Here is a 26,801-nt window from a genome sequence, read left to right as displayed (position 1 = left end):
GGGTTAGGTCCTCTTCTTCAAGCCAGATCAGCGGCGTTCGCGACGGCCTTCACGCTCGTCACGTTTTTGCATTTGCACGGAAGGCAGCTCTTTGTGTTCGTCTACCTTGATCGTCAGCACGCGCATCACGTCGTCGTGCAGGCGCATCAGGCGTTCCATTTCCTGCACCGCGGGCGCGGGAGAATCGGAGCGCAGGTAGGCGTAGTGGCCCTTGCGGTTCTTGTTGATCTTGTAGGCCATCGTCTTGACGCCCCAGTACTCGCTGTCCACGAGTTTCCCGCCGTTGTCGGACAGGACGGTGCCAAAATGTTCGATAAGGCCTTCGGCTTGCGTGTTGGACAAGTCCTGACGCGCAATCATGACATGCTCATATAGCGGCATGTGTGCTCCACTTATTTCAAGGCGCATTTCAAAGGCGGGGCTGTGTTCCTCTTGCGGCCCCCCCACGAGAGACTGCGCGGTTCATGTCTCTGTGCAAGAGAAGCCCCGCATATACACGGTTTGGCCAGACGTGCAAGCGCCCAGCGTGGCGTATCGCACCAACGGCGCGCGTGATACCGCGACACTGTGTGTAAATACCCCAGGATCGCCCGACCCGCGCCGCACAGCTGCCCCGATTTGGTCTCTTTTCCCGTCCAACTCTTGGAAAACAACTGACGAGGGAAATAAGATGACTGCCACAGCTGATTTCGCCCAGCCCGATGTACCCAACCTCGCCCTCGTGCGTACGGTCGACGGGTCGCGGATGTTGATCCGTATCCTGCAGCGCGTCTTTGCCGTTGCCCTTGTCATCACCACCGTCGGTCTGTGGATGGCCCCCGGTGCCAGCTGGGAGCCGGACATGATGCTGTTCAAGCTGAGCCTGTCGGCCATCGCGGCCCTTGCAGGCATCGGCCTGTGGCAAAACAGCCTGTCGCCCCTCGCGCCCACGGTGGAGATCGACGCGGCCGCCTCCGAATTGCGGCTGGTGCGCGAACAGTCGAACGGCGGCCGCCGCCTGATCGAACGCCACAGCTTCGCGGCGCTGGAAAAAGTGCAGCAGGATGGCCGCCAGCTGGCGTTCTTTGCCGCCGATGGCCGGATGCTGGCCGAGATCATGCTCAGCAATGCCGCCGCACACGCCAAATTGATCGGCGCCCTGCGCGGGGTCGGAAAACTGGCCTGAACACCGACTGTTGAAAGGGTTTTGTGCATCCGCGCACCGGCGAATGTTCGCTTTTGCGCAGAACCTGTGGAGCGCTGCGCAGTTGCGATCGCGCCCGGATGGATCACATAGTGCCGTATCTTACACCAAACAGGAGATACGCCCTATGAAATCCCTCGTCCTTGCCGCCCTGATGTCCGCTTCTGCCAGCATGGCCTTCGCGGCGGAAAAATACGTGCTCGACAGCAGCCACAGCCAGGTTCTGTTTTCCTACAATCACCTTGGTTTCTCGACCACATTCGGCATGTTCTCCGGTTTCGAAGGCGAAATCATGTTCGACGCCGAAGATCCGTCCAACTCCACCGTGACCGTCTCCATGCCGACAAAATCGATGTTCACCGGCTGGGAACAGCGCGAGGCGCACTTCATGTCCGATGACTTCTTCGGCGCCACCGATGAGGACGTGATCACCTTCACCTCGACCGCCATCGAAGTGACGGGCGACGACACCGCCAAGATCACCGGCGATTTGACCATGAACGATGTCACCAAATCGGTGGTGCTGGATGCCACGCTGAACCAGACGGGCACACATCCGATGGCGCAAAAGGCCTGGGCCGGCTTTGACGCGACAACGACACTGCTCCGTTCGGACTTCAATGTGGGCGCCTTCGCCCCGAATGTCAGCGACGAAGTCGACGTGACGATTTCGATTGAGGCGATGAAGGCCGAATAAACCTTCTGCCCCGTCCCGACAAACGCCGCCCCTGAAATACGGGGCGGCGTTTTCTCATTTGGCCATAAATACTCAAAATCGGCCGGCCGCTGCGGGGGCCGGCCTTTCGTTTTGCGCAGGTCAAGGCGCGCGGGTGGCCTGCAGTGCAATGCGCACGTCCACCGCATAGGCGAGCGAGCTTTCGTCTGTCATGTTGTCGCCGATCCCGAAATCGCGCCGGTCCAGCGTCAGACGGCCCTGCATGTCGGCGGTTTCCCCGTCGAGCGTCAGCTGGAACGGCAGGGTCAGGGGAACGGACGTGTCCTTGATCGTGAGGGTGCCGCGAACCTCGTAATCGTCGGGTGCTTTGAAGATATCGCCGGAATAGGTGGCTGTCTCGAAAGCCTGCGCATTGAAAAAATCGGGGCCGAGCGCCTGCGCCGTGACCGATCCCAGCGTGAGCGAGCCGATGGCGATCTGTGTCTCGACGCTGCCCATTTTGCCCGTGTCGATGGTGGGGTCAAAGGCAATCGCCGATGTCCAGCTGTCAAAACTGCCGGTTACCTCGGAGCCCAGTTGGGTCACGGTGATGGCGATCTCGCCTTCCTGAACCTCCCAATCCGATGCGACCTCGGCCAGTTCAGCGGCGGCGACCGTCTCGCCGTGCGGCGCATAGACGCCCAGAGCCCAGCCCAGACCGAGGGCCAGTGCCCAGACGGCAAGCGCACCGGCAAGGGGCCCTTTGGAGTGGTCCGCCGCCGAGAGCGGTGGCAGCGTCGCCTGGCCGGGCAGCATCCGCCGCAGGGTGGAATCGCGATCAACCAGATGGTGTTTCAGCGCGCCTGCAATATGGGCAAGGATCGTCACGACCATGACCTTGGTAAAGACCCAGTGCAGACCGCCAAACACGCCCGCGACGCTTTCGGATTTGGGCACAAGCGGCAGCGACTGGCCAAAGGGCCACCAGATCGGGGCGAAACCGCTGGTGGCCGCGTGGTGGATCCACCCCGACAGCGGCGCCAGCACCAGCGAGCCGTAGAGCAGCCAGTGCGCCGCTTCGGCGACGAAACTCTCCAGCTTGCGATCGGCATTCAGCAGCGCCGGTTTGGGCTGCCCGACCGCCCAGACGATACGCAGCAGCGCCACGAAAAACACCGTGACGCCCAGCGTCTTGTGCAGCGAAAACAGCCACGCCTTTTGCGCCAGCTGTTCGGAGGTGTCATAGGGCAGGCGGTTCGCGATCACCGCCACGGGGATGAGCGTCAGCACCAGCAGGGCCGTCAGCCAGTGAAAACCTTTGGTCACGCTGCCGTAGCGGGTCGTGGTGTTGGAAAGGGGCATGGTGTGTATCCTTCGGGAGGGTAGCTTTGCCCCGGCAGGATACGCAGGTGACCGGTGGCCGCAATGGGGAGGCGCGCACGGTTTGTGTGCGCCCTTGTTGAATTGGGCGACGGCAGGTAAACCAAGGCAAAACACACGACGGAAGGGTCCCGTTCATGAGCATCGCATTCGTATTTCCCGGTCAGGGCGCACAAAGCATCGGCATGGGCCGCGATCTGGCCGAAAACTATCCCGCGGCGCGGGCGGTCTTTGAGGAGGTCGACGCGGCTTTGGGCGAAAAGCTCAGCACCCTGATCTGGGAGGGTGACATCGAAGAGCTGACCCTGACGCAGAATGCGCAGCCCGCGCTGATGGCCACGTCGATTGCCGCGATGCGGGCGCTGGAGGCAGAGGGCGTGGAGATCGATCGCGCGTCTTTCGTCGCGGGCCATTCGCTGGGTGAGTATTCCGCGCTTTGTGCGGCCGGTGTGTACGGTCTGGCCGATACGGCAAGATTGCTGCGCACGCGCGGTCAGGCGATGCAGTCGGCGGTGCCCGTGGGGCAGGGCGCCATGGCAGCCGTGCTGGGGCTGGACGCGGATGCGGTGGCCGCGGTGGCGCAAGAGGCGGCACAGGGCGATGTGTGCCAGCTGGCCAATGAAAACGACCCCACACAGAACGTGATTTCGGGCAACAAGGACGCGGTGGAGCGCGCGATCGTGCTGGCCAAGGCGGCGGGGGCCAAGCGGGCCTTGCCTTTGCCGGTATCCGCCCCGTTCCACTGTGCCCTGATGCAGCCTGCCGCCGACGAAATGCGCGCGGCGCTTGGCGAGGTGACGCCCGGCGCGTTGCGCGTGCCGCTGGTGGCCAATGTCACCGCCGCCGCCGTGACCGATGCCGCACAGGTGCCGAACCTGTTGGTCGAGCAGGTCACGGGCCGGGTGCGCTGGCGGTCGTCGGTGGAGTGGATGGTCGCCAATGGCGTGACCGAGTTCTGGGAGATTGGCGCGGGCAAGGCGCTGTTGGGCATGATCCGGCGCATCCACAAGGACGCCACGCTGCGCAACGTGGGTGTGGCGGCGGATGTGAAGGCCGTCCTTGAGGGCTGAGACCGGCCGCAGGGCCGTGATGCTGGGCGCGCTGGCGATGATGACGGGGTGCGGCGTGCGCGCGCGTGTTTTGCCGCGCACCAGCTTTACAGGCACAGGCAACAGGTTGCTGATGTCGGGCCGGATCACGGCACGCACGGCGGATGATTTTGCCACGATCCTTGCGCAGAACCCGCAGATTACAGAGATTTTTGTGCAGGATATGGGCGGGCGTCACGATGTGGCGGCCGCAATCGCCATGGGGATGCGCGTGCGGGCGGGCGGATTGTCGACCCATCTGCAAAGCGACAGCCGCGTTGCGGGAGCCGCGATCGCGCCTTTTCTGGGCGGTGTGACCCGCGAAGCGGTTGCCGGTGCGCAAATCGTGCCCGTCGGATGGGACGATCCGGCGCTGGCCGCATTTGCCGCGCGGATGGCCGGACCGGCCACCCAAAGCGCCTTTGGCTTGCGTAACGCAGGCGCAGACCGGATACATGCACTGAGCGAGACGGAGGTTTCGCAGTCGGGGCTTTTGACAGCGCCGCTGCGCCCCTTGAACACGGAAGGACGGACAGATGTTTGATTTGACAGGTAAAAATGCGTTGGTGACCGGCGCGTCGGGGGGCATCGGCGCCGATATCGCCCGCCAGTTGCATGCACAGGGCGCGACCGTCGGCCTGTCTGGCACACGCACAGAGCCTTTGGAGGCGCTTGCGGCGGATCTGGGCGCGCGGGCGCATGTGCTGCCGTGTAACCTGAGCGATATGGCGGCGGTCGAGGCATTGCCCAAGCAGGCCGCCGAAGCGATGGGATCGGTTGATATTCTGGTCAATAACGCAGGCATCACCCGCGACAACCTGTTCATGCGGATGTCCGACGACGAATGGCAGTCGGTGCTGGACGTGAACCTGACGGCGACATTCAAGCTGTGCAAGGGCGTGATGCGCGGGATGATGAAAGCCCGCTGGGGCCGGATCGTGAACATCAGTTCGGTGGTGGGGGCCACGGGCAATCCCGGACAGGCGAACTATGCGGCGTCGAAGGCAGGGATGGTGGGCATGTCCAAATCGCTGGCCTACGAGGTGGCAAGCCGCGGCATCACCGTCAATGCGGTTGCCCCGGGATTTATCGAAACGGCGATGACCGAGAAGCTCACCGATGATCAGAAAACGGGAATCATGGGCCAGATTCCCGCAGGCCGCATGGGCACACCGGGCGAAATTGCCGGTGCGGTCGTGTATCTGGCCAGCGATGAAGCGGCATATATTACGGGCGCAACCTTGCATGTGAACGGTGGCATGGCCATGTTGTAAGGCGCTTTGCGAAAGCGTTTGCGTCCCTCGTGTCTTATGCTAAAGGGGGCGCAGATTTATCCGGACCAGTGCTTGATTGTGCTGTCCACCTTGTGCAAGCAAGGGTAACGAGCCGCCCCTTTTGGGGCATTTTCTGCCCCTCGCGTTCGCGTGGCGGGCAGGCACCCAAAGGGGCCTACTGGCCCAAATGTGAGGACTAAAGAATGAGCGACGTCGCAGAACGCGTAAAGAAGATCGTTGTGGAACACCTTGGTGTTGAAGAGGACAAAGTGACAGAGAACGCTTCGTTCATCGACGACCTGGGCGCAGACAGCCTGGACACCGTTGAACTGGTGATGGCGTTTGAAGAAGAATTCGGCATCGAGATCCCGGACGACGCGGCAGAGAACATCCAGACCTTCGGTGACGCGGTCAAGTTCATCAAGGAAGCCTCCTAAGCGGCGGGCTCTGCCGGGCAACCGGTGGATTTTGAGACACAAAACGGCGCCTTCCTATGCGGAACGGCGCCGTTTTTCTATTTTAACGCGATTTAAGCTTGTTGCGCGGCATCGTGTTGATAATCTGACGGTACAGCAGGCCCTACCGACCGTCAGAGTGAAGGAAATTCACCGCCATGTCGCGCACCGTACCAACCATCAATACCCAACGCTTGACCCTGCGGGCCATGCGCCGTGAGGATTTCGACCGCTATGCGGACATCTGGGCCACGCCCGCCGTTGTCACGCACATCAGCGGCAAGCCGTGGCCCAAGGCGCGCAGTTGGGACGCATTTTTGCGCAACGCGGGCCATTGGCAGATCGCGGGCTTTGGCCAGTGGGCGGTGCAGGTCCACGGCCAGACCCAGATGAGCGGCCAGACCGGTTTCTTTTTCGGCTCACGCGGGCTTGGCTCCGATTTCGACCCCTATCCCGAGGCGGGGTGGATCCTGTCGCCGGATGCGCAGGGGCAGGGTTTGGGGCTGGAGGCTGCGAATGCCGCGCACGACTGGTTTGACCGGATCGTGGCGGGCCGCACCGTGTGCATGATCACGCCCGAGAACGACGGATCGCTGCGCCTTGCCTCCGAGCTGGGCTATGTCGCGATGCGCGAGACGCAGGTAGAGGGCGATCGGGTGCAGTTGATGGTGCGCAACGGGCCACCGGTCTAGCGGCGCAGACCGTCGAGCAATTCGGGGCTGGGGCCGTTTTCGGACGGGCCGTGCAGCACGCTGATGTCACCGGTGTTTTCGACCACCACCGCAAAGACGGCAGAGATGTCATAGGCATTCGCCTCGCGCAGCTTGGCCCACAGATCATCGCGGGTCATGCCGGCCTGTGCCAGATTTTCGTCCAGCACTTCACCGTTTTCGAGGATCATCAGGGGGTCATTGTCCAGCGCCTGCTGAGCGCGGTCGTTCAAGGTGCGCAAGCGCGCCAGCCCGTATTGCACCGCAAACAGTGCAGCCAACGCGATGACGAAAACAAACAGCGGTGTGTCGAGCGTGGTGACGGCCCCCGCGAGGACCGAGCCGATGGACACGGTGACCGCAAATTCGAAGCCCGACATTTTCGAAAAGCTGCGCAACCCGAAGTAACGGGTGAGCGCGATGATCACGCCAAGGGCAACGATGGTGCGCAGTACGATAAACAGGAATTCCGGCATCTGGCCCTCTTGGATTGTCCGGTTCAACCCCGCACGTTGCCCGATGGTTCCGCGCCCCGCGCGGCGACACATCGCGCAGCCGGTTGCCGGTGTCGCGGCAGGAGGCTTGAACTGCCCGCCATCCCCACTGTATAGCGCGACAAGGAATTCATACCGAAGGGCCTGAAATTATGCGCAGAGTGGTTGTCACTGGGTTGGGGTTGGTCACGCCGTTGGCGGACGGGGTCGAAGAAAGCTGGCGCCGTATTCTCGACGGCCAGTCGGGTGCGGGGCCGATCACCAACTTTGACCCCAGCAAGTTGGTCACGCAATACGCCTGCGAAGTGCCGTTGGGCGATGGCAGCGACGGCACCTTTTGTGCCGACACCTATATGGCTCCCAAAGACCAGCGCAAGGTCGATACCTTTATCCTGTTCGGTCTGGCCGCGGCGCAACAGGCCATCGAAGACGCCGGTTGGACGCCGGAGGACAGCGAGAGCCTCGAGCGCACGGGTGTGTTGATCGGGTCGGGCATCGGCGGGCTTAATTCGATTGCCAACACCGCCGTGATGATGGCGGAAAAAGGACCCAAGCGGGTGAGCCCATTCTTTGTGCCCGGTGCGCTGATCAACCTGATTTCCGGTCAGGTCAGCATCAAATACGGCTTCAAGGGGCCGAACCATTCGGTGGTGACGGCCTGTTCGACCGGCGCGCATGCCATCGGGGACGCGAGCCGTCTGATCCAGCACGGAGATGCGGATGTGATGGTCGCGGGAGGCGCCGAGGCTGCGATCTGCGAGATCGGGATTGCCGGTTTCAACGCGTGCAAGGCGCTGTCGACCAAGCGCGGCGATGATCCGAAAGCGGCCAGCCGCCCCTACGACGCCGACCGCGACGGGTTCGTGATGGGCGAGGGCGCGGGCATCGTGGTGCTGGAAGAATACGAGCACGCCAAGGCGCGCGGCGCGAAGATCTATGCCGAGGTGATCGGCTATGGTCTGTCGGGCGATGCCTATCACATCACCGCCCCGTCCGAGGACGGCGAAGGCGGCGAGCGGTCCATGCGCGCGGCCCTGCGCAATGCTGGTCTGGAGCCGAAGGACATCGACTATATCAATGCCCATGGCACATCGACGATGGCCGATACCATCGAGTTGGGTGCCGTAGAGCGGATGATGGGCCCCGATGCGGGCAAGGTGACAATGTCATCGACGAAGTCTGCGACCGGCCATCTCTTGGGGGCGGCAGGCGCGATCGAGGGCATCTTCTCGATCCTTGCGATCCGCGACCAGATTGCCCCGCCGACGATCAACCTTGACAATCCGGCCGTCGAGACAGCGATCGATCTTGCCCCCAACGCCGCCGTGAAGCGTGAAATCAACGTCGCACTCAGCAACTCCTTCGGCTTTGGCGGCACCAACGCGAGCGTTTTGTTCGGAAAGGTCGACTAGATGTGGCGACACGTTGCGGCCAATGCGATCACCTTTCTGATGGTGGGTCTGTTTCTGCTGGGCGGCGTCATTCTGTGGGGGCGGGCGCAATACGACACGCCCGGTCCGCTGAGCGAGGCGATCTGTCTGCAGGTCAAGAGCGGCAGCAACATGCGACGGGTGTCCGAACAGCTTGCCGATGAGGGGGCTGTCAGTTCGGCGGCGATTTTCAGGGTCGGTGCGGATTACGAGGAAAAGACGGGCCAGTTGAAGGCCGGTTCGTTCCTTGTCGAGCCGGAATCGACCATGCGCGAGATTGTCGATGTGGTGACCCGCGGCGGCGCCAGCACCTGTGGCACCGAAGTCGTCTACCGCATCGGTGTGAACCGTATCAGCGTGCAGGTCCGTGAACTCGACCCCGCGACCAACCAGTTCCGCGAAGTGGTGCAGTTTGATCCCGCCGAGGATGAAACGCCCGCAGATTATACCGAAACACTGGCCGAGGCTGACACGCGCCTGCGTGTGGCGATGGCCGAAGGTGTGACAAGCTGGCAGGTGGCCAATGCCTTGCAGCAGATGGACGTGCTGGACGGTGAGATCGCGCAAACACCCGCGGAGGGATCGCTTGCGCCGGATAGCTATGAAGTGCGCAAGGGCGACGACCGCGGTGCCATCATCGCACGGATGCAGGCGGCCCAAGTGCGGCTTCTGGATGCGGCGTGGGAGGCCCGCGACGAGGATCTGCCGATCGAGACGAAAGAGGATCTGCTGACGCTGGCCTCCATCGTGGAGAAGGAGACAGGGGTGGCCGAGGAGCGCGGGCAGGTGGCCAGCGTGTTCGTAAACCGCCTGAACCAGGGCATGCGCCTGCAGACCGACCCCACGGTGATTTATGGCATCACCAATGGCGAAGGTGTGCTGGGCCGGGGGCTGCGCCGCAGCGAGCTGCGGGCGGCGACGCCGTACAATACCTACGTGATCGAAGGGCTGCCGCCGACGCCCATCGCCAACCCGGGACGTGCCAGCCTGATGTCCGCTGCACAGCCGCCGGAGACGGAGTTCATCTTTTTCGTGGCGGACGGGACAGGCGGTCACGCGTTTGCCCAGACATTGGACGAGCATAACCGCAATGTCGCGCGCTGGCGCGAGATCGAGGCCGAGCGGGCCGCGGCGGCGGCTGAAGATGCCTCTGCCAGCGGGAACTGATCAGACGTGAAACGGGGCCGCGCAGCGGCCCTTTTTCGTGGGCACGAAGGGCCATTTGGTGAAGCGGGCGCACGCCGCCGGCAGGGCTTGTTAACCCCTTCAACCTTGACTTTGCGTACGCTTTCCCGTATAGATTGTAATACGCTAGGAGGCGTGGGTGATCGGCCCTGACGGATGTCAGTGGCCGTTTTTTCGTGCCTGTCGGTTGGAGACCCCAAGCGAAAGGACATCTGACAAGATGACTGTACTCACCCCGGCCCACGCAGATGCCGAGTTGGCGGAAACCGAAGAGCTTTTTCTTTCGGTGCGCCGTGCACTCGCCGATCTGCGGGTAGAACTAGAGAGCCTGAAACAACGGGCCCAAGCCGGGGAGGAAATCAATGGAACAGCGGCGTCCAAGACCATTGCCAGTGTTGGTGATGCGGTTGGTCGCTGCCAGAAAGCGGAGCTTTTGCTGAATGACTGCAGAAACAAACAAGCCGGTATTGCCCGCGGGGGGCACGCGCTCGATCTCGACCGGGCACGGGCTGACATCGGGTGCAAGCTGGATCGCCTCCGCTGCACCGCCGATCCAGGCGGCGTTCCTTGAGGGACTGGATGAGGGAGAGCTTCGTGCTCTCCCTTTTTTGTTCGAGTTCTGGGCGATGGATCACCAGTTGCCGCCCGACGGGAATTGGCGGTCCTGGGTGATCATGGGGGGGCGCGGTGCAGGCAAGACGCGCGCCGGTGCGGAATGGGTGCGCAGCATGGTCGAGGGATCGCTGCCGCTGGACACAGGACGGGCAAAACGCATCGCGCTGGTCGGCGAAACCGTCGATCAGGTGCGCGAGGTCATGATTTTCGGCGACAGCGGTATCCTTGCGTGCACCCCTGACGACCGCAAGCCGAGTTGGGAGGCCTCCCGCAAGCGGTTGGTCTGGCCCAACGGAGCGATTGCCACCGTGCATTCCGCGCATGATCCCGAAGGGCTGCGCGGGCCCCAATTCGACGGGGCCTGGGTCGATGAGCTGGCGAAATGGAAAAAGGCGCAAGAGACGTGGGACATGCTGCAGTTCGCGCTGCGGCTGGGCGATGATCCGCGGGTGTGTGTGACCACCACGCCCCGCAATGTCGGGGTGCTCAAGACCCTGCTGGATGCGCCATCGACGGTGGTCACGCAAGCCCCGACAGAGGCCAATCGCGCCAATCTGGCGGCATCGTTTCTCGAGGAGGTGCGCGCGCGGTACGAAGGCACACGGTTGGGCCGTCAGGAACTGGACGGCGTGTTGCTGGCCGATGCCGACGGCGCGTTGTGGTCGTCCCGGATGCTGGAGAATTTGCGGGCCCGCAAGGTGCCCACGCTCGACCGTATTGTCGTGGCCGTTGATCCTGCCACGACCGCGGGGGCGGGATCGGACGAATGCGGCATCGTGGTTGCGGGCGTGGTCCAGCAAGGACCGCCGCAGGATTGGCGTGCCTATGTTCTGGGGGACGCGACGGTGCAGGGTATGGGCCCGAGCGGCTGGGCGCGGGCGGCCATCACCGCGATGGAGCACTACGGCGCCGACCGGTTGGTGGCAGAGGTCAACCAGGGCGGCCAGCTTGTCGAGGAGGTCATTCGCCAGATTGATCCGCTGGTGCCCTATAAGAGTGTTCATGCGTCGCGCGGCAAGGTCGCACGCGCGGAACCGGTTGCCGCGCTTTACGAGCAGGGACGCGTGACCCATGTGGCGGGGCTTGACGCGCTGGAGGACCAGATGGTGCGCATGACCGCGCAAGGATACGAGGGCGGCGGATCGCCCGACCGTGTCGACGCGCTTGTCTGGGCCTTGCATGAGCTGATGATCGCGCCTGCGGCGTCGTGGCGCCAACCCGGTGTGCGCAGCCTGTAGCGCAGGATGGGCATAGGAATGGAAAAGGGGGCCTTCGGGCCCCCTTTTTTCGTGTTGCGCGGGCGGCGTACGCACTGGTGTGCGCGCGTTAATGCTTCGGTGAGAAATTGATTTTCGAAGCGGACAGGCCAGAGGGTCTGGCGGAAATTTTCGGGACGATGGATCAGGAGCGCGGCATGGTGTTTGATTTTCTACGGCGTGGAACGGCAGAGGTGCCGGAAGCGAAGGCGTCGGCGACCGGGCGTGTGGTTGCGATGCAGACCAACGGCCGTGTGGCGTGGAGCCCGCGCGACACACAATCGCTGACGCGGACCGGTTTTGCGGGTAACCCCATCGGGTTCCGGTCGGTGAAGCTGATTGCGGAGGCGGCCGCGGCGCTGCCGCTGGTGTTGCAGGACGACACACGCCGCTTCGAGACCCATCCTCTGCTGTCCCTGATGGCCCGTCCCAACGGGGCGCAGGGCCGCGCGGAGCTGCTTGAGGCGCTTTATGCCCAGCTTTTGCTGTCGGGGGATGGATACGTCGAGGCGGTGGGTGCCGATATGGGCGCGCCTGTCGAATTGCACGTGCTGCGCTCGGAGCGGATGTCTGTGGTGCCGGGCAGCGATGGATGGCCGGTGGCCTATGAGTACGCGGTCGGCGGGCGCAAGCACCGCTTTGACGTGAGTGCTGCGGCCCCGATCTGCCACATCCGCAATTTCCACCCGCAGGACGATCATTACGGGTTTGCCCCGATGCAGGCGGCGGCCGCGGCGGTCGATGTCCACAACTCTGCATCCCGCTGGAGCAAGGCGCTGCTTGATAATGCGGCGCGGCCATCGGGGGCCATCGTGTACCGCGGGGCCGAAGGGCAAGGCAGCCTGAGCACGGATCAATACGAACGGTTGGTCAGCGAAATGGAAACCCACCATCAGGGCGCGCGCAATGCCGGTCGGCCGATGCTGCTGGAGGGGGGGCTGGACTGGAAGCCGATGGGGTTCTCGCCCTCGGACATGGAGTTCCAGAAAACCAAGGAAGCCGCCGCGCGCGAGATCGCGCTGGCCCTGGGCGTGCCGCCCATGTTGATCGGGGTGCAGGGGGATGCCACCTATGCAAACTACCAAGAGGCGCACCGGGCGTTTTACCGCCTGACGGTGTTGCCCTTGGCCACCCGTGTGACGGCCGTGCTGAGCCATTGGTTGTCGGAGTTTACCGGCGACGACGTGCAGCTGAAGCCCGACCTGGACCAGGTGCCGGCGTTGAGCGCGGAACGCGATGCGCAATGGAAACGCGTGGCCTCAGCCGCCTTTCTGAGCGACGCGGAAAAGCGCAGCCTGCTGGGGCTGCCGGCGGTCGCAGCGGATGAGTGATTTGCCGGTGGAGCGGTTTCAATGCGCACCGGGAATGCGGCTGCAGGCCCATGAACAGGTCACAGGCATCCATTTCGCCAACCTTGAACGCAGGCTCGACCGGATCGAGCAGATGATGGAGCGGTTGGAAAAACGGCTTTGGCTGACGGTGTACGGGGTCGTCGCCGTGATCCTGGCGCAGGCTGTGCAGTCATTTCTGGTGGTGGCCCCGGTAGCGGGCTGAGACGCGAATAAGGAGTTAGCGACATGCAGACGAGTATGAGCTTCGGGCTGGGCCCGGAGACCGGAGGAGGTTTGCCCGGACTGGAGCGCAAGTTTATGGCGCTCGATGCGGTGGCGCAGGTTGACGAGGGTGTCGAGATCAGTGGCTACGCCAGCTTTTTCGGCGATCCCGATCAAGGCAATGATGTGGTCGAAGCGGGGGCTTATGCGGCGAGCCTGAAGGCCCTGCGGGAGGCCGACCGTGGCGTGAAGATGCTATGGCAGCATGATGCCGCGCAGCCCATCGGCGTCTGGGATGAAGTGCGCGAGGATGCGCGCGGTCTGTTTGTGAAGGGCCGTATCCTGGCATCGGTCGAAAAGGGCCGTGAGGCGATTGCCCTCATCAATGCGGGGGCCATCGACGGGTTGTCGATCGGGTACCGCACCGTGCGGGCCAGCAAGAATACCAAGGGCCAGCGGCTCTTGCAGGAACTGGAGCTTTGGGAGGTGTCGCTGGTGACCTTCCCGATGTTGCCCAGTGCGCGGGTGGGGGCCAAGGCCGACAGTTTTGTCGGGCTGGACTGCATCCTGCGCGACATGGCGGCGACGTTCGAGGCGGCGCGGGCCGATCTCAACATGCCGCTGCAACCACCAAGCAAAGGGGAATGCCCATGAGCAGGACCGAACAGAAGACTGGGAACGCTCAGGTGTCCCCAGCAGAGGACGTGCGACGTGCCGTGACGGGATTTGTCCACGACTTCAAGGGCTTTCAGGCCGACATTGAGACCAAACTTCAACAAACGGAAGAGCGTATGACCATGCTGGATCGCAAGACAATGACTGCTGCACGTCCCCCTTTGGGTGGTGCTGTTGATGCGGGTGCGCCGCATCAGAAAGCCTTTAACGCCTATGTGCGTACCGGCGACGACGACGGCCTGCGCGGCCTTGAGCTGGAGGGCAAGGCAATGTCCACGGCCGTCAATTCCGACGGTGGCTACCTTGTCGATCCGCAGACGTCGCAGACGGTGCAGTCGGTGCTGAGCACCACGGCATCCATCCGTGCGATTGCCACTGTCGTCAACGTGGAGGCCACATCGTACGACGTGCTGGTCGATCACACCGACGTCGGTGCCGGTTGGGCGAGCGAGACGGGCTCCGTCGCCGAGAGCGACACGCCCCAGATCGACCGTATCACCGTACCGCTGCACGAGCTGAGCGCCCTTCCCAAAGCGTCGCAGCGTTTGCTGGACGATGCGGCGTTCGACATCGAGGCATGGCTTGCGGGCCGCATCGCTGACAAGTTCGCCCGCGCAGAGGCCAACGCCTTTGTCGCCGGTGATGGCATCGACAAGCCCAAGGGTTTCCTGACCCATGCCACGGTCGACAATGACGTGTGGGCCTGGGGCAATCTGGGCTATGTGCCGACCGATGTTGCGGGAGAGGTCACGGGTGAGGCGATTGTGGATGTGGTCTATGCGCTGGGTGCGCAGTACCGCGCCAACGGCTCCTTCGTGATGAACTCGAAAACGGCCGGTCAGGTGCGCAAGCTCAAGGATGCGGATGGTCGTTTCCTGTGGTCCGACGGTCTGGCCGCGGGCGAGCCTGCCCGTTTGATGGGGTATCCTGTGCTGATCGCCGAGGACATGCCCGATCCGGCGGCGGATTCGCTGTCGATCGCCTTTGGTGACTTTGCGGCGGGTTACACGATCGCCGAGCGCCCCGATCTGCGCATCCTGCGCGATCCTTTCAGCGCCAAACCTCATGTCCTGTTCTATGCCACCAAGCGCGTGGGCGGCGATGTGAGCGACTTTGCGGCCATCAAACTGCTGAAATTCGGCACCGCTTAAGCGCGGCGTCGAAGGTGGGGCGAAGGCGATGGATCTTCGCCCCATGGCCCGGGCGTACGCCCAAGCAATACCGTTATCGCATTGTCCAGCTGCTCCCCTCCAACCGAGCGATGCGATGACGGGTGTGCGTCCGGCACCGGGGGCCGGGGTGGTGAGAATTCGAGGGGACAGGAAAGAGGCTTTGGCATGTTGATCGAAGAAACAAGCGTACCGGACGCGGCCCTGCCGGTTGAAGCGTTCAAGGCGCATATGCGCATGGGCAGCGGTTTTGGCACGCAGGATGTGCAACACGAAGTGCTGCGCGGCTTCTTGCGGGCTGCAATGGCGGCCATCGAGGCCCGTACCGGCAAGGCGCTGATGCGGCGTACTTTCCGCTGGACGCTGGCCGGGTGGTCGGATGCGACGGCCCAGTCCATTCCCGTCGCACCGGTGGGCGAGATTGCCCAGTTGGCGCTGATCAGCCGGACGGGTATGGCCACGGTTGTCGATCCGGCGGTGTACTGGTTGGAGCGTGATGGCCACAGCCCGCGCATCCGGCCCACAGGCACCGCGTTGCCGGGTCCCGAAAAGGGCGGTGAGCTGCGCGTGCAACTGGTGGCTGGGTTCGCCAGCGACTGGGCCGGGCTGCCGGGTGATCTGCAGCAGGCCGTTCTGATGCTGGCCGCGCATTTCTATGAATACCGCCACGATACTGCGCTGTCCGACGGGTGCATGCCCTTCGGTGTGACCAGCCTGATCGAGCGGTTCCGGATGATGCGTCTGGGGGCCAAGCCATGAGCGCGCCACGGTTGAACAGGCGGCTGGTGCTGGAGCATCCCGATCAGCTGAGCGACGGGGCGGGGGGCTATGTGCAGGGCTGGGTGCCGCTGGGGACCATGTGGGCCGAGGTCGTGGCCCGCGCGGGGCGCGAGACGGCGCAGGCCGGTGCACCGGTCAGCCGCAGTGGTCTGCGGATAACGGTGCGCGGCGCCCCGGTTGGCGATCCGGCCCGTCCGATGCCCCAACAGCGGTTCCGCGAGGGCGACCGGATCTACACCATCGCCGCCGTCGCCGAGCGCGATCCCGAAGGGCGGTATCTGCTGTGCAGCGCCGAAGAGGAGACGGTGGTATGAGCTATGCGCTTTCAGGGGCTTTGCAGGCGGCCGTTTTCGCCGCGCTGAGCAGTGATACGGCATTGGATGCCTTGGTCGGCGGCGCGATTTATGACGCGGTTCCGGCGGGGACACTGCCCGATATCTACATCCGCTTGGGCGATGAGCAGGTCACGGATGCATCCGACGGCACGGGCGCCGGTGCGCGCCACCGTTTTGCCGTGTCGATCATCACCGCAGCCCCCGGTTTCGCCACGGCCAAGCAGGCAGCCGGTGCGGTGTGCGACGCGTTGCACGGAGCGGATCTGACGCTGGATCGCGGCACGCTGGTGTTTCTCAATTTCGAGCGGGCGACCGCGCAGCGCCGCGACGGCGCCCAGACCCGCCAGATTGATCTGCGCTTTGTGGCGCGGCTCCAGGACGACTGAAACTTAACCGCCCAAAGGCATTTCACGAGGAGAAGACGAGATGGCTGTTCAAGCAGGCAAGGACCTTTTGATCAAGGTCGACATGACGACAGACGGCAATTTTGAAACCATCGCGGGCCTGCGTGCCACGCGGGTCAGCTTTAACGCGGAGGCCGTCGAGGTGACATCGCTCGACAGTGCCGGTGGCTGGCGCGAATTGCTGGGCGGGGCCGGCGTACGCTCTGCTGCGATCAGCGGGTCGGGTGTGTTTCGCGACGAAAGCACCGACGAGCGGGCACGCCAGCTGTTTTTCGACGGGCTGACCCCGAATTTCCAGATCGTGATCCCGGATTTCGGCATCGTCGAAGGGCCTTTCCAGGTGTCATCGCTGGAGTATTCCGGCCAGCTGAACGGGGAGGCCACCTATGAGCTGAGCCTTCAGTCGGCGGGCCAGCTGAACTTCGTGCCTGACGTCGAGGATGTGGTTGCGCCATGACCAATCCTTGGAGGGGCGAGGTCGCACTGGTGATCGACGGTGAACGCCAGTGCATGAAGCTGACCTTGGGCGCGTTGGCCGAGCTTGAGGAGGCGCTTGCCGAGCCGTCACTGGTGTCTTTGGTGGAGCGGTTCGAGAGCGGCCAATTTACCAGCCGTGACGTTTTGGCCTTGTTGGGCGCGGGTCTACGGGGAGGCGGCGCGCAAGTGACCCAAACTGCGCTGGCGCAGGCGGACATTGAAGGCGGGCCTGTTGCTGCGGCGCGGGCCGCGGCAGAGCTACTGGCGCGGGCCTTCGCGCTCGACACATGAGTGGCGGCTTTGATTGGCCCGCATTGTTGCGGGCCGGGTTGCAGGGGGTGGGGCTGAGCCCGGACGCGTTCTGGGCGCTGACCCCTGCAGAGTTGCAAATGATGCTGGGTGACGCGGGCGGATCGCGGCCACTGCTGAGCGACGGGCTGGCGGCCCTTATGGCGGCCTATCCCGATCAAGTGAAAGGATCGCAAGAATGACGGACGAGAATTTCGATGGTCTGAACGATGAAGCGGGCACGCTGAACCAGACATTGGCCCAGACCGGGCCGCTGGTTGCCGGATTTGACAGCGAATTGCGCCGGATGCGCGCGTCGCTTGCTGCGACGGGGCAGGATATGGCGACCTTCGAGAAAGGGTTGAGCCGAGGTCTGCGCAAAGCGTTCGACGGGGTCGTTCTGGACGGTGTGAAGCTGTCCGATGCGCTGACGACCGTTGCGCAATCGCTGTCCCGTACGGCCTATAATGCCGCCGTGAAACCCGTGACCGACCATTTTGGCGGTCTTATCACCCAAGGGGTTGGCGGGCTTGTGCAGGGGGTATTGCCCTTTGCCAACGGTGCGCCGTTCAGCCAGGGCAAGGTCATGCCCTTTGCCGACGGAGGCGTGATCAGTCAGGCCACCCACTTTGGCATGCGCGGAGGCCTGGGCGTAATGGGCGAAGCCGGACCCGAAGCCATCATGCCGCTTTCCCGCGGGCCCGACGGAAAGTTGGGCGTCCGCGCCGGCGGCGGAGGTGGTCAGAACGTTTCGGTCACCATGAACATTTCGACACCGGATGTGCAAGGCTTTCAACGCAGCCGCGCACAGATCGCAGCCCAGATGAGCCGCGCGCTCAGCTCGGGTCAGCGCAACCGTTAATTCAAGAAGGGGCACGCAATGCAGTTTCACGAAGTTCTATTTCCGCCAAACCTGAGTTTCGGCGCATTGGGTGGTCCACAGCGGCGCGTCGACGTGGTGCCGCTCAGCAACGGCTACGAGGAGCGCAACACACCCTGGGCCCATTCGCGGCGCGTCTATGACGCGGGGCTGGGGCTGCGGTCCTTGGATGATCTGGAGAACGTCATCGGGTTTTACGAGGCCCGCTACGGGCAGATGTATGGCTTTCGCTGGAAGGACTGGGCGGATTACAAATCGGCACGCCCCTCGCGCGAGGTGACATCCGAAGACCAGCAGATTGCCACGGGTGACGGCGTTACGACCGAATTCCAGCTGATCAAGACCTATCGTTCCGGCGTGCATTCTTACGCGCGCCCGATCGAGAAGCCCGTTGCTGGCAGTGTCGTCATTTCGGTCGAGCAGGATCAGCTGTCCGAAAGCGTTGATTTCGAGGTGGATACGACCCGTGGCCTGATCCGGTTCAATCACGCACCAGACCCCGATACGCGGGTCTATGCGGGCTATGAGTTCGACGTGCCGGTCCGGTTTGACAGTGACCGCATTCAGGCGAGTGTGGCCAGTTTTCAGGCGGGCCAGGTGCCGGATATTCCGGTGATCGAGGTGCGGGTATGACGGCGGTGTTCAACGAGGGGCTTGCCGCGCATTTGGCCGGAGGTTTGACGACCGTCTGCCACGCGTGGGCAATTACACGTCGGGACGGAAAGGAATTCGCGTTCACGGATCACGATCGGCCGTTGCGGTTTGCCGGCCTCGAATTCCGGGCGGACACGGGTTTGAGCGCGTTGGCGCTTGCGCAGTCGACGGGGCTGTCGGTGGACAATACCGAAGCCCTGGGGGCGTTGAGCGATGCGTCGTTGCGCGAGGACGAGATCGAGCAGGGCCGCTTTGACGGTGCCGAAGTGCGTGCGTGGGTGGTGAATTGGGCCGATACCGATCAACATTGGCTGAGCTTTCGTGGCACGATTGGCGAGCTGACACGCAGCGATGGCGCGTTTCGTGCAGAGCTTCGTGGGTTGACCGAAGCGTTGAATCGTCCGCTGGGCCGTGTGTACCAAAAGCCCTGCACCGCGGTTCTGGGTGATGGCGCGTGCCGCTTCAATTTGGGCCGCGAGGGGTATTTTCGCACGCTTGATGTCGCGCAGGTCGAAAAGCGCCGGACATTTCGGTGGACCGGTCTGTTGGGATTTGACCCCGATTGGTTCACCCGTGGCCGGTTCGAGGTGCTGAGCGGTCCCGCGACGGGACTTTGGCAAACGATCAAGGCAGACAGGATCGAGGGCGAGACCCGAGTGATCGAGCTTTGGGAGCCGATGAAGGGGGCCGTTGAGACCGGCACGCAGGTGCGTTTGGTCGCAGGGTGCGACAAGCGTCAGGAAAGCTGTCGGCTGAAGTTCAACAACTTCGTCAACTTTCAGGGATTTCCCGATCTGCCCGGTGAGGACTGGTCTGTGGCGGTGCCGCGCAGCAGCGGCGCCAACACTGGCGGATCGCGCCGGTGAGCGGGGCCGAGATAGTGCAGGCCGCCCGCAGCTGGATCGGGACGCCTTATGTCCATCAAGCTGCGCTCAAAGGGGCGGGAACCGATTGTCTGGGTCTGGTGCGCGGCATTTGGCGTGAACGGTTCGGTGCGGAACCGGAGACCGTTCCCGCCTATTCGATGGACTGGTCGGAGCCGCAGGGCGAGGAACGTCTCTGGGCGGCCGCATTGCGCCACTTGCGCTCCAAACCCGTGGCCGAAGGCGTTTGCGGAGATGTGGTGTTGTTCCGGATGCGGCAGGGCGCTGTGGCCAAGCATCTCGGCATTCTTTCGCAAAAGGGCGGTCGCCCCAGTTTCATTCATGCCTATTCCGGTCATGGAGTGGTGGAGAGCGCCTTGAGCGCCCCGTGGCGACGGCGCGTTGTCGCGTGTTTCGAATTTCCCAAGGAGGTCATCTGATGGCGACGGTAGTTCTTTCGGCGGCGGGGGCCGCGGTAGGTGGGTCAATCGGTGGTACGGTTGCGGGGTTGTCATCGGTGGCCTTGGGCCGTGCCGTTGGCGCGACGTTGGGGCGTGTGGTCGATCAGCGCATTCTCGGGCAGGGCAGTCAGGCAATCGAGACGGGCCGCGTTGACCGGTTCAGATTGACCAGTGCGGGCGAGGGCGATCCGGTTGCGCAACTCTACGGTCGTTTGCGGTTGGGCGGACAGGTGATCTGGGCGTCCGATTTTTCGGAGACGTCCTCGACAAGCGGGGGCGGCAAGGGCGGTCCGCCCAAACCGAAGACGACCGAATACAGCTATGCCGTGAACATGGCGATCGCCCTGTGCGAAGGCGAAATTACCAGCGTGGGACGGATATGGGCCGATGGCGAGGAGATGTCGCCGCGTGATCTGAACATGCGGGTCTATACCGGTAGCATGACACAGGATCCTGATCCCGTGATGGAGGCCATTGAGGGCGCCGGTATGGTACCGGCGTACCGCGGGACCGCCTATGTGGTGTTCGAGGATCTGGCGCTGGGGCAATTCGGCAACCGCGTGCCGCAGTTTTCCTTCGAGGTGATGCGCCCCGAGCAGGTCGGCGCACCTGACGCGTCACATGCGTTACCGCACGCGGTGAAGGGGGTCGCGATGATCCCGGGTACGGGTGAATACGCGCTGGCCACCACACCGGTCACCTATAAAGGCGATGACAGGGCCCGCTGGAGCGCAAACATCAATTCGCCTGCCGGTGTCACGGATTTCACCGCATCGCTGGAAGCCTTGGGCGAGGAATTGCCCGCGCTGGAGGCGGCATCCCTTGTTGTATCGTGGTTCGGTGATGACTTGCGCTGTGGCCATTGTACGGTGCGGCCCAAGGTTGAGGACCCCGACATTGATGGGGACGAAATTCCGTGGCGGGTTTCTGACCTGACGCGAGGCTCTGCAGGAGTGATTGCAAGGGCTGAGGATGACCGCCCGATTTACGGTGGCACCCCTGCGGACCAGTCCGTGGTCGAGGCCATCCGGGCCATGAACGCCGCTGGCAAGGCAGTCATGTTCTATCCTTTCATCCTGATGGACCAGACAGGGCAAAACACGCTGCCCGATCCCTATAGCGATGCACAATCGCAAGCGGCTTTGCCCTGGCGGGGGCGTATCACGCTCGACCGTGCGCCAGGACGTGAAGGTAGTGCGGACCAAACCGCAGAGGCGGCCGCTGATGTGCAACGGTTCTTCGGGACCGCCTCTGCACAGGATTTCCGCATTGAAGGTGACCGCGTGCGCTACACCGGTCCGCAGGAATGGAGCCTGTCGCGGTTCATCCTGCATTATGCCGCCCTGTGCGCCGCTGCTGGCGGGGTCGATGCGTTTTGTATCGGGTCGGAAATGCGGGGGCTTACGCAGATCCGTAGTTCCCGCGAGACATTCCCCGCCGTAGACGCGTTTAGGGACCTCGCGGCGCAGGTACGCAGTATCCTCGGGCCCGACACGCGCCTCAGCTATGCGGCGGACTGGAGCGAATACTTCGGCTTTACACCGCAGGACGGAAGCGGTGACCATTTTTTCCACCTCGATCTCCTTTGGGCGGATGAAAACATCGATTTCATCGGGATCGACAATTATATGCCCCTGTCGGATTGGCGCGAAGGCGTCGATCACCTTGATGCGCAGTCTTGGGATGACATCCACGCGCTAGGCTATTTGCAATCCAACATCGAGGGCGGTGAAGGTTACGATTGGTATTACCCGTCCGAAGAGGAACGCGAGGCGCAGATACGCGAGCCGATTACCGACGGTGCTTTTGATGAGCCGTGGATCTACCGCTACAAGGATATCCGCAACTGGTGGAGCAATCTGCATCACAACCGCGTTGGCGGTGTGCGGCTGAATGATCCAACGCAATGGCAGCCGTCATCGAAGCCTGTGTGGTTTACCGAGTTCGGATGTGCGGCAGTCGACAAAGGTACAAACGAGCCCAACAGGTTCACGGATCTGCGGAGTTCCGAAAGCAGCCTGCCGCATTTCAGCGATGGTGCCCGCGATGACCTGATCCAGATGCAGTACCTGCGTGCGACGATCGACTATTGGTCAGAACCCCGGAACAACCCCCAGAGTGCCGAGTACGATGGTACAATGATCGACATGCAACGCGCCTTTGTCTGGGCGTGGGACACGCGCCCGTTTCCTTTCTTTCCCAACAATCGCGGTCTCTGGAGCGACGGGGAGAGCTACGCCAAGGGGCATTGGCTGAACGGTCGCACGTCCGCACGGACACTGGCATCCGTGGTGAACGAGATTTGCCGCGAGGCGGGCGTTCTGGCCTATGATACATCGGGTCTGCACGGATATGTGCGCGGGTATGCGGTCACCGATGTCGCCGACGCACGCAGTGCCTTGCAGCCTTTGATGGTCCGTTTCGGGTTTGATGCGGTAGAGCGCGACGGGGTGCTGACGTTTTTGATGCGTGACGGGTTGCGCGAGCTGCCTCTGGATCCCGAGCGGTTTGTCGTGAGTGACGAGCAAGACGGCGTACAGGTGCAGACACGTGATGCCGAAGCCGCACTTTCGGGGCGGATCCGATTGCGGTTCGTTCAGGCCGATGGGGATTACGACGTCATCGCCGAAGAAGCGGTGTTGCCTGACGAGGAAACCCACGCTGTTTCGGCAAGCGAGTTTTCGATGGCGTTGACGCGGCGCGAAGGGCGCCAGGTCACCGAAAGATGGTTGAACGAGGCACGCATCGCCCGCGACACTGTCACGTTCTCGCTGCCTCTCAGCGGCCTGTCGGTCCGCTCGGGTGATGTTGTGGAGTTGCCGGGGCAGGGAGACGAAGAGCCCGCCCGCTACCGCGTGGACCGAGTAGAGCAGGGAGCGTATCAGAAGCTTGAAGCGGTACGGATCGATCCGCAAGTCTATGATCCCGCACCGCTTGAGGATGATCTGGCGGCGACACGGGCGTTTGTGGCGCCGATCCCGGTCGAGCCTTTCTTCCTCGATATTCCGCTCTTGCGCGGAGACGAGGTTCCCCATGCGCCCTATATCGCCGCGACTGCACAACCGTGGCCGGGAAGTGTCGCGCTCTACAGCTCTGCGACAGATGAAAACTATGCCGTGAACACAATCCTTCCGAGCCGCGCTATCATCGGGCGCACGCGCACCAGTATGCGGGCGGCCAGCCCCGCTCTCATCGACAGGGGCGCTCCGTTGGAGGTGCAGCTGTTCAGCGGTACCCTTGAAACCGTAAGCGAAGCCGCGCTTTTGAGCGGTGCAAATCTGGCGGCCATCGGGGACGGGTCAAGCGACAACTGGGAGATCTTCCAGTTCCGCAAGGCCGATCTGCTGGCACCGCAGACTTATCTGCTCAGCGAACGCTTGCGTGGGCAGGCCGGGTCCGATGGTCTGATGCCGCAGGCGTGGCCTGTCGGCTCTACGGTTGTGCTTTTCAATGGGGTGCCGCAACAGATCGAACTGCAGCGCAATTTGCGGCGTGTGTCGCAGTTTTTCCGGATCGGTCCGGCCCTGCGGTCGGTAGATGATCCGAGCTATACCCATCTGCAGCGTGCTTTCGACGGTAACGGTCTGCGCCCGTATGTGCCGGTGCATCTGCGCGCCCGTATGCGCATTGATTCCGGGATTGATGTGTCGTGGGTCCGGCGCACCCGCGTCGACGGAGATCCCTGGGACGGTATGGAGGTGCCGCTGGGCGAAGAGACCGAAAGCTATGATCTGGTAATTTCGCGCAACGGGCAAACCGTACGGCAGGTCACCGTTTCGTCCCCCGAATACACTTATGCGGCGCAAGACGTGGCGGCCGACGGGGGGGCGGCAGGGTTGGAGATTGCGGTCGCGCAGGTGTCAGCAGCCTATGGCGCCGGGCCTTACCGCCGCATCGCGTTGACCATGTGATGCGCGCGGTTCAGACCGGTGATTTGCTGGCTGCGGCGCGGTGTTTGTTGGCCGTGGCGCCGCGGGACCGCGCGGCGCTGGCGCGTCAACTGCTGATCGAGGCCCATGCGGCGGACAAATACGTGAAGCGTTTGCGCAAGCTCCACCCGCAGTGGGGCGATGGCAGCCTGCGGGGAGCGTGCCGGGGACGTGACCATGCTTTCGGACGGGCGTTGAGCGATGCTGGATACCGCGAGTGCCACGTGCTGGTTCTGGCGGCGCTGGATGCGCGGCCGGACGCGGGTTGAGAGAGCTGATGCGCCCCGAAGGGTTTGCGTTTTGAGGTTTCATGTTAAATAGAGGGAACAGACCTTTTTTCGAGGAGCCGTCCAATGGTCGAACTTCAAAGCAAGATCACATCTGTCGATCCCGTCTGGGATCAGATCCGCAGCGATGCAGAAAAGGCGGTGGCCGACGAGCCGCTGATTGGTGGATTTGTCCATGCAACGATCCTGCACCATGCCTCGATCGAGAAGGCCCTGTCGTACCGTGTCGCGGCGAAGCTGGCCTCCAACGAGATGTCGATGATGGTCGTCAGGGAAGTCGTCGAGCAAGCCTATGCGGATGATCCGACGCTGGTTCAGGCCGCTCGCGCCGATCTGGTGGCGATATTCGAGCGTGATCCGGCATGCCACCGGTTGTTGCAACCGATCCTGTATTTCAAAGGCTATCAGGCGATACAGGCCTATCGCGTGGGGCATTATCTCTGGACGCAGGGCAAGTTCGATCTCGCCTATTTCTTCCAGATGCGGATTTCCGAAATCTTCGGTGTCGATATCCATCCGGCTGCCCGGATCGGCAAGGGCATCATGATCGACCACGCCCATTCGATCGTTATCGGCGAGACAGCTGTGGTGGGCGACAACGTGTCGATGCTGCATTCTGTCACGCTGGGCGGCACCGGCAAAGAGGAGGAAGACCGGCACCCCAAGATTGGTGACGGTGTTCTGATCGGCGCAGGTGCCAAAGTGCTCGGGAATATTACAATCGGCCATTGCAGCCGGATCGCTGCGGGATCGGTCGTGTTGGAGGCGGTGCCGCCGTGCAAGACGGTTGCAGGTATTCCGGCGCGCATTGTGGGCGAGGCGGGGTGCGATCAGCCGTCGATTTCGATGAACCACATGCTGGGGCCTTGGGAGGACTAGGCCCGCAGGTGGTCGATTAGGCAAAGGCCGGAGTGATGCTCCGGCCTTTTTTACGATGGGATACGGGGGCCAGCCCCCGGACCCCCGGAGTATTTCCAGCCAAGAAAGATAGGATCAGGCGAGCATCGTCATCGGCGCTTCCAGATTGTCCTTGATCGCGTTGAGAAGCTCGGCACCCAAAGTGCCATCGATGACGCGGTGATCGACCGAAAGTGTCACGGACATCACGGTCGCGACGCCCAATTCTCCGTCTTTGCCGACGACCGGCTTTTTCACACCAGCGCCGACCGCAAGTATGGCCCCGTGCGGCGGGTTGATGACAGCATCGAAGTTGTCGATCCCGAACATACCGAGATTGGATATCGCAAAGCTGCCCCCCTGATATTCGTGCGGGGCGAGTTTGCGGTCCCGCGCGCGGCTGGCGAGATCCTTCATCTGCGAAGACAGGGTGCTGAGTGACTTCTGGTCGGCATCCTGTAGAACCGGCGTGAAGAGCCCGCCCTCGATGGCGACGGCGACGGCGACATCCGAAGGCTTGAGTTTGAGTACTTTGTCTCCGGCCCATACGGCATTTGCATCGGGTACTTGCTGCAGCGCCAGCGCACAGGCCTTTATGATAAAGTCGTTGACCGAAAGTTTGACGCCACGCGGTTCGAGTTGTTTGTTCAATTGTCCGCGGAACGCGAGAAGCGCGTCGAGTTGGATGTCGCGGCGCAAGTAGAAATGCGGCACGGTCTGCTTGGCTTCGGTCAAGCGTGCCGCGATCGTCTTGCGCATGCCGTCGAGTTTGATTTCTTCGTAGTCGCGCCCTTCGTACATCTTCGCAATGGCGTCGCCAGATGGACCTGAGGGTGCGGCGGCCGCGGCAGGTTGCTGTGCCGAAGCCTTGTCGGCCTTCGGGGCGTCGGATTTGCTGAGCCCTTCGACGTCGGCCTTCACGATGCGCCCGCGCGGGCCCGACCCCTTGATGTCTGCCAGATCCAGTCCCTTGTCGGCCGCGATGCGGCGGGCGAGGGGGGAGGCAAATATGCGCGCGCCATCGGCTCCCTTCGGAGCAGCCGGTGCAGGCGAGGCTGCCGTCTCTCCGCGTCCGTATCCTTCAGCGGGGGCTGTCTGTTCGGATGCCTCGGCCGGGGCTGCGTTCGCGGATGCGTCGGGCTTGGGCGCAGATGTGTCACCGATGTCGGAGGCGTCCTCGCCCTCTTCGAGCAGCACCGCGATCGGGGTGTTGACCTTCACGCCTTCACTGCCTTCTTCGATAAGGATCTTGCCGACGACACCTTCATCGACGGCCTCGAATTCCATCGTGGCCTTGTCCGTTTCGATTTCGGCCAGCAAGTCACCCGAGTTGACCGTGTCACCTTCTTTCACCAGCCATTTGGCAAGCGTGCCTTCTTCCATGGTCGGTGACAGGGCGGGCATGAGAATTTCTGTGGGCATTG

At 62.9% G+C, this 26,801-nt stretch carries 32 protein-coding genes; 28 read left to right on the top strand and 4 right to left on the bottom strand.

Going from position 1 to position 26,801, the window contains the following annotated elements; translation table 11 throughout:
• Window positions 1-27: 27 nt before the first annotated feature.
• On the bottom strand, window positions 28-381 hold the full coding sequence (gene rpsF / locus K3756_RS10075) for a 30S ribosomal protein S6 (protein ID WP_259987066.1): 354 nt from the start codon (window positions 379-381) through the stop codon (window positions 28-30).
• 289 nt (window positions 382-670) lie between these two features.
• Between rpsF and K3756_RS10070 the strand changes: the two genes are divergently transcribed.
• Together K3756_RS10070 and K3756_RS10065 are read left to right on the top strand one after the other, a co-directional pair.
• The gene (locus K3756_RS10070; protein ID WP_259987065.1) at window positions 671-1,165 is read left to right on the top strand and encodes a hypothetical protein; all 495 of its coding nucleotides are present in this window, start codon (window positions 671-673) and stop codon (window positions 1,163-1,165) included.
• A 145-nt stretch (window positions 1,166-1,310) separates the two neighbouring features.
• The gene (locus K3756_RS10065; RefSeq protein WP_259987064.1) at window positions 1,311-1,880 is read left to right on the top strand and encodes a YceI family protein; all 570 of its coding nucleotides are present in this window, start codon (window positions 1,311-1,313) and stop codon (window positions 1,878-1,880) included.
• A gap of 120 nt (window positions 1,881-2,000) precedes the next feature.
• Here the strand turns inward: K3756_RS10065 and K3756_RS10060 are convergent, their stop codons facing one another.
• Window positions 2,001-3,200, bottom strand: a complete 1,200-nt coding sequence (locus K3756_RS10060) for a cytochrome b/b6 domain-containing protein (RefSeq protein ID WP_259987063.1) — start codon at window positions 3,198-3,200, stop codon at window positions 2,001-2,003.
• A gap of 155 nt (window positions 3,201-3,355) precedes the next feature.
• Between K3756_RS10060 and fabD the strand changes: the two genes are divergently transcribed.
• The 5 genes from fabD to K3756_RS10035 all read left to right on the top strand — a co-directional run bounded on the left by fabD (window position 3,356) and on the right by K3756_RS10035 (window position 6,727).
• The gene (fabD, locus tag K3756_RS10055; protein WP_259987062.1) at window positions 3,356-4,288 is read left to right on the top strand and encodes an ACP S-malonyltransferase; all 933 of its coding nucleotides are present in this window, start codon (window positions 3,356-3,358) and stop codon (window positions 4,286-4,288) included.
• The gene (locus K3756_RS10050; RefSeq protein ID WP_259987059.1) at window positions 4,278-4,850 is read left to right on the top strand and encodes a hypothetical protein; all 573 of its coding nucleotides are present in this window, start codon (window positions 4,278-4,280) and stop codon (window positions 4,848-4,850) included. Before fabD ends, K3756_RS10050 begins: the two co-directional genes overlap by 11 nt.
• On the top strand, window positions 4,843-5,580 hold the full coding sequence (gene fabG / locus K3756_RS10045; RefSeq protein WP_259987057.1) for a 3-oxoacyl-ACP reductase FabG: 738 nt from the start codon (window positions 4,843-4,845) through the stop codon (window positions 5,578-5,580). Before K3756_RS10050 ends, fabG begins: the two co-directional genes overlap by 8 nt.
• Before the next feature lie 203 nt (window positions 5,581-5,783).
• Window positions 5,784-6,017 (top strand): acyl carrier protein, encoded by a 234-nt coding sequence (locus K3756_RS10040; protein WP_025052678.1) that lies wholly within the window; start codon window positions 5,784-5,786, stop codon window positions 6,015-6,017.
• Between the two features lie 176 nt (window positions 6,018-6,193).
• Complete coding sequence (locus tag K3756_RS10035) at window positions 6,194-6,727, top strand: GNAT family N-acetyltransferase (protein WP_259987055.1); 534 nt, start codon at window positions 6,194-6,196, stop codon at window positions 6,725-6,727.
• Here K3756_RS10035 and K3756_RS10030 read toward each other — a convergent pair.
• Window positions 6,724-7,221 (bottom strand): DUF421 domain-containing protein, encoded by a 498-nt coding sequence (locus K3756_RS10030; RefSeq protein WP_259987052.1) that lies wholly within the window; start codon window positions 7,219-7,221, stop codon window positions 6,724-6,726. The genes K3756_RS10035 and K3756_RS10030 overlap by 4 nt on opposite strands.
• Window positions 7,222-7,391: 170 nt before the next feature.
• On the opposite strand from K3756_RS10030, the gene fabF reads away from it, so the two are divergent.
• The 21 genes from fabF to cysE all read left to right on the top strand — a co-directional run bounded on the left by fabF (window position 7,392) and on the right by cysE (window position 25,359).
• Window positions 7,392-8,651: a beta-ketoacyl-ACP synthase II gene (fabF, locus tag K3756_RS10025; RefSeq protein WP_259987050.1), complete on the top strand. Its 1,260-nt coding sequence runs from the start codon at window positions 7,392-7,394 to the stop codon at window positions 8,649-8,651.
• A complete protein-coding gene (gene mltG, locus K3756_RS10020; RefSeq protein WP_259987049.1) occupies window positions 8,652-9,836 on the top strand; it encodes an endolytic transglycosylase MltG in 1,185 nt (394 codons plus the stop codon). It abuts the gene before it with no gap.
• A gap of 238 nt (window positions 9,837-10,074) precedes the next feature.
• Window positions 10,075-10,425 carry a hypothetical protein gene (locus K3756_RS10015; RefSeq protein ID WP_259987047.1) on the top strand — a complete coding sequence of 117 codons (351 nt, stop codon included), beginning with the start codon at window positions 10,075-10,077 and terminating at the stop codon, window positions 10,423-10,425.
• A gap of 55 nt (window positions 10,426-10,480) precedes the next feature.
• Entirely contained in the window at window positions 10,481-11,707 is a 1,227-nt protein-coding gene (locus K3756_RS10010) for a DNA-packaging protein (RefSeq protein ID WP_259993534.1), read from the top strand.
• 176 nt (window positions 11,708-11,883) lie between these two features.
• Complete coding sequence (locus K3756_RS10005; RefSeq protein WP_259987046.1) at window positions 11,884-13,056, top strand: phage portal protein; 1,173 nt, start codon at window positions 11,884-11,886, stop codon at window positions 13,054-13,056.
• 40 nt (window positions 13,057-13,096) lie between these two features.
• Window positions 13,097-13,279: a hypothetical protein gene (locus tag K3756_RS10000; RefSeq protein ID WP_409202440.1), complete on the top strand. Its 183-nt coding sequence runs from the start codon at window positions 13,097-13,099 to the stop codon at window positions 13,277-13,279.
• Between the two features lie 23 nt (window positions 13,280-13,302).
• A complete protein-coding gene (locus K3756_RS09995; protein ID WP_259987044.1) occupies window positions 13,303-13,932 on the top strand; it encodes an HK97 family phage prohead protease in 630 nt (209 codons plus the stop codon).
• A complete protein-coding gene (locus K3756_RS09990) occupies window positions 13,929-15,104 on the top strand; it encodes a phage major capsid protein (protein WP_259987043.1) in 1,176 nt (391 codons plus the stop codon). The genes K3756_RS09995 and K3756_RS09990 overlap by 4 nt, the downstream gene beginning before the upstream one ends.
• 186 nt (window positions 15,105-15,290) lie before the next feature.
• Window positions 15,291-15,881, top strand: a complete 591-nt coding sequence (locus K3756_RS09985) for a hypothetical protein (protein ID WP_259987041.1) — start codon at window positions 15,291-15,293, stop codon at window positions 15,879-15,881.
• A complete protein-coding gene (locus K3756_RS09980; protein WP_259987039.1) occupies window positions 15,878-16,216 on the top strand; it encodes a phage head closure protein in 339 nt (112 codons plus the stop codon). The genes K3756_RS09985 and K3756_RS09980 overlap by 4 nt, the downstream gene beginning before the upstream one ends.
• Entirely contained in the window at window positions 16,213-16,623 is a 411-nt protein-coding gene (locus tag K3756_RS09975; RefSeq protein WP_259987038.1) for a DUF3168 domain-containing protein, read from the top strand. The genes K3756_RS09980 and K3756_RS09975 overlap by 4 nt, the downstream gene beginning before the upstream one ends.
• A gap of 40 nt (window positions 16,624-16,663) precedes the next feature.
• Window positions 16,664-17,098: a phage major tail protein, TP901-1 family gene (locus K3756_RS09970; RefSeq protein ID WP_259987037.1), complete on the top strand. Its 435-nt coding sequence runs from the start codon at window positions 16,664-16,666 to the stop codon at window positions 17,096-17,098.
• Window positions 17,095-17,409: a gene transfer agent family protein gene (locus K3756_RS09965; protein ID WP_259987036.1), complete on the top strand. Its 315-nt coding sequence runs from the start codon at window positions 17,095-17,097 to the stop codon at window positions 17,407-17,409. Before K3756_RS09970 ends, K3756_RS09965 begins: the two co-directional genes overlap by 4 nt.
• Window positions 17,406-17,609: a rcc01693 family protein gene (locus K3756_RS09960; protein ID WP_259987035.1), complete on the top strand. Its 204-nt coding sequence runs from the start codon at window positions 17,406-17,408 to the stop codon at window positions 17,607-17,609. Before K3756_RS09965 ends, K3756_RS09960 begins: the two co-directional genes overlap by 4 nt.
• Window positions 17,606-18,268 (top strand): phage tail tape measure protein, encoded by a 663-nt coding sequence (locus K3756_RS09955; RefSeq protein ID WP_259987034.1) that lies wholly within the window; start codon window positions 17,606-17,608, stop codon window positions 18,266-18,268. Before K3756_RS09960 ends, K3756_RS09955 begins: the two co-directional genes overlap by 4 nt.
• A gap of 18 nt (window positions 18,269-18,286) precedes the next feature.
• Entirely contained in the window at window positions 18,287-18,919 is a 633-nt protein-coding gene (locus tag K3756_RS09950) for a DUF2460 domain-containing protein (protein WP_259987033.1), read from the top strand.
• Window positions 18,916-19,806: a DUF2163 domain-containing protein gene (locus K3756_RS09945; RefSeq protein ID WP_259987032.1), complete on the top strand. Its 891-nt coding sequence runs from the start codon at window positions 18,916-18,918 to the stop codon at window positions 19,804-19,806. The genes K3756_RS09950 and K3756_RS09945 overlap by 4 nt, the downstream gene beginning before the upstream one ends.
• Window positions 19,803-20,243, top strand: coding sequence for an NlpC/P60 family protein (locus tag K3756_RS09940; RefSeq protein ID WP_259987031.1), 441 nt, complete (start codon window positions 19,803-19,805; stop codon window positions 20,241-20,243). The genes K3756_RS09945 and K3756_RS09940 overlap by 4 nt, the downstream gene beginning before the upstream one ends.
• Window positions 20,243-24,175, top strand: coding sequence for a glycoside hydrolase/phage tail family protein (locus K3756_RS09935; protein WP_259987030.1), 3,933 nt, complete (start codon window positions 20,243-20,245; stop codon window positions 24,173-24,175). Before K3756_RS09940 ends, K3756_RS09935 begins: the two co-directional genes overlap by 1 nt.
• Complete coding sequence (locus K3756_RS09930; RefSeq protein WP_259987028.1) at window positions 24,175-24,462, top strand: hypothetical protein; 288 nt, start codon at window positions 24,175-24,177, stop codon at window positions 24,460-24,462. The genes K3756_RS09935 and K3756_RS09930 overlap by 1 nt, the downstream gene beginning before the upstream one ends.
• Before the next feature lie 84 nt (window positions 24,463-24,546).
• Window positions 24,547-25,359, top strand: coding sequence for a serine O-acetyltransferase (cysE, locus tag K3756_RS09925; RefSeq protein WP_259987027.1), 813 nt, complete (start codon window positions 24,547-24,549; stop codon window positions 25,357-25,359).
• A gap of 114 nt (window positions 25,360-25,473) precedes the next feature.
• Here cysE and K3756_RS09920 read toward each other — a convergent pair whose 3' ends face one another.
• Entirely contained in the window at window positions 25,474-26,799 is a 1,326-nt protein-coding gene (locus K3756_RS09920) for a pyruvate dehydrogenase complex dihydrolipoamide acetyltransferase (RefSeq protein WP_259987026.1), read from the bottom strand.
• Window positions 26,800-26,801 lie beyond the last annotated feature (2 nt).

Origin of the sequence: Sulfitobacter sp. S190 (genome assembly GCF_025141935.1) — a bacterium.
In the GTDB taxonomy this organism is placed as follows: Bacteria; Pseudomonadota; Alphaproteobacteria; order Rhodobacterales; family Rhodobacteraceae; genus Sulfitobacter.
Note: the sequence above shows the minus strand (reverse complement) of the source record. Positions and strands in the feature narration are given on the sequence as shown.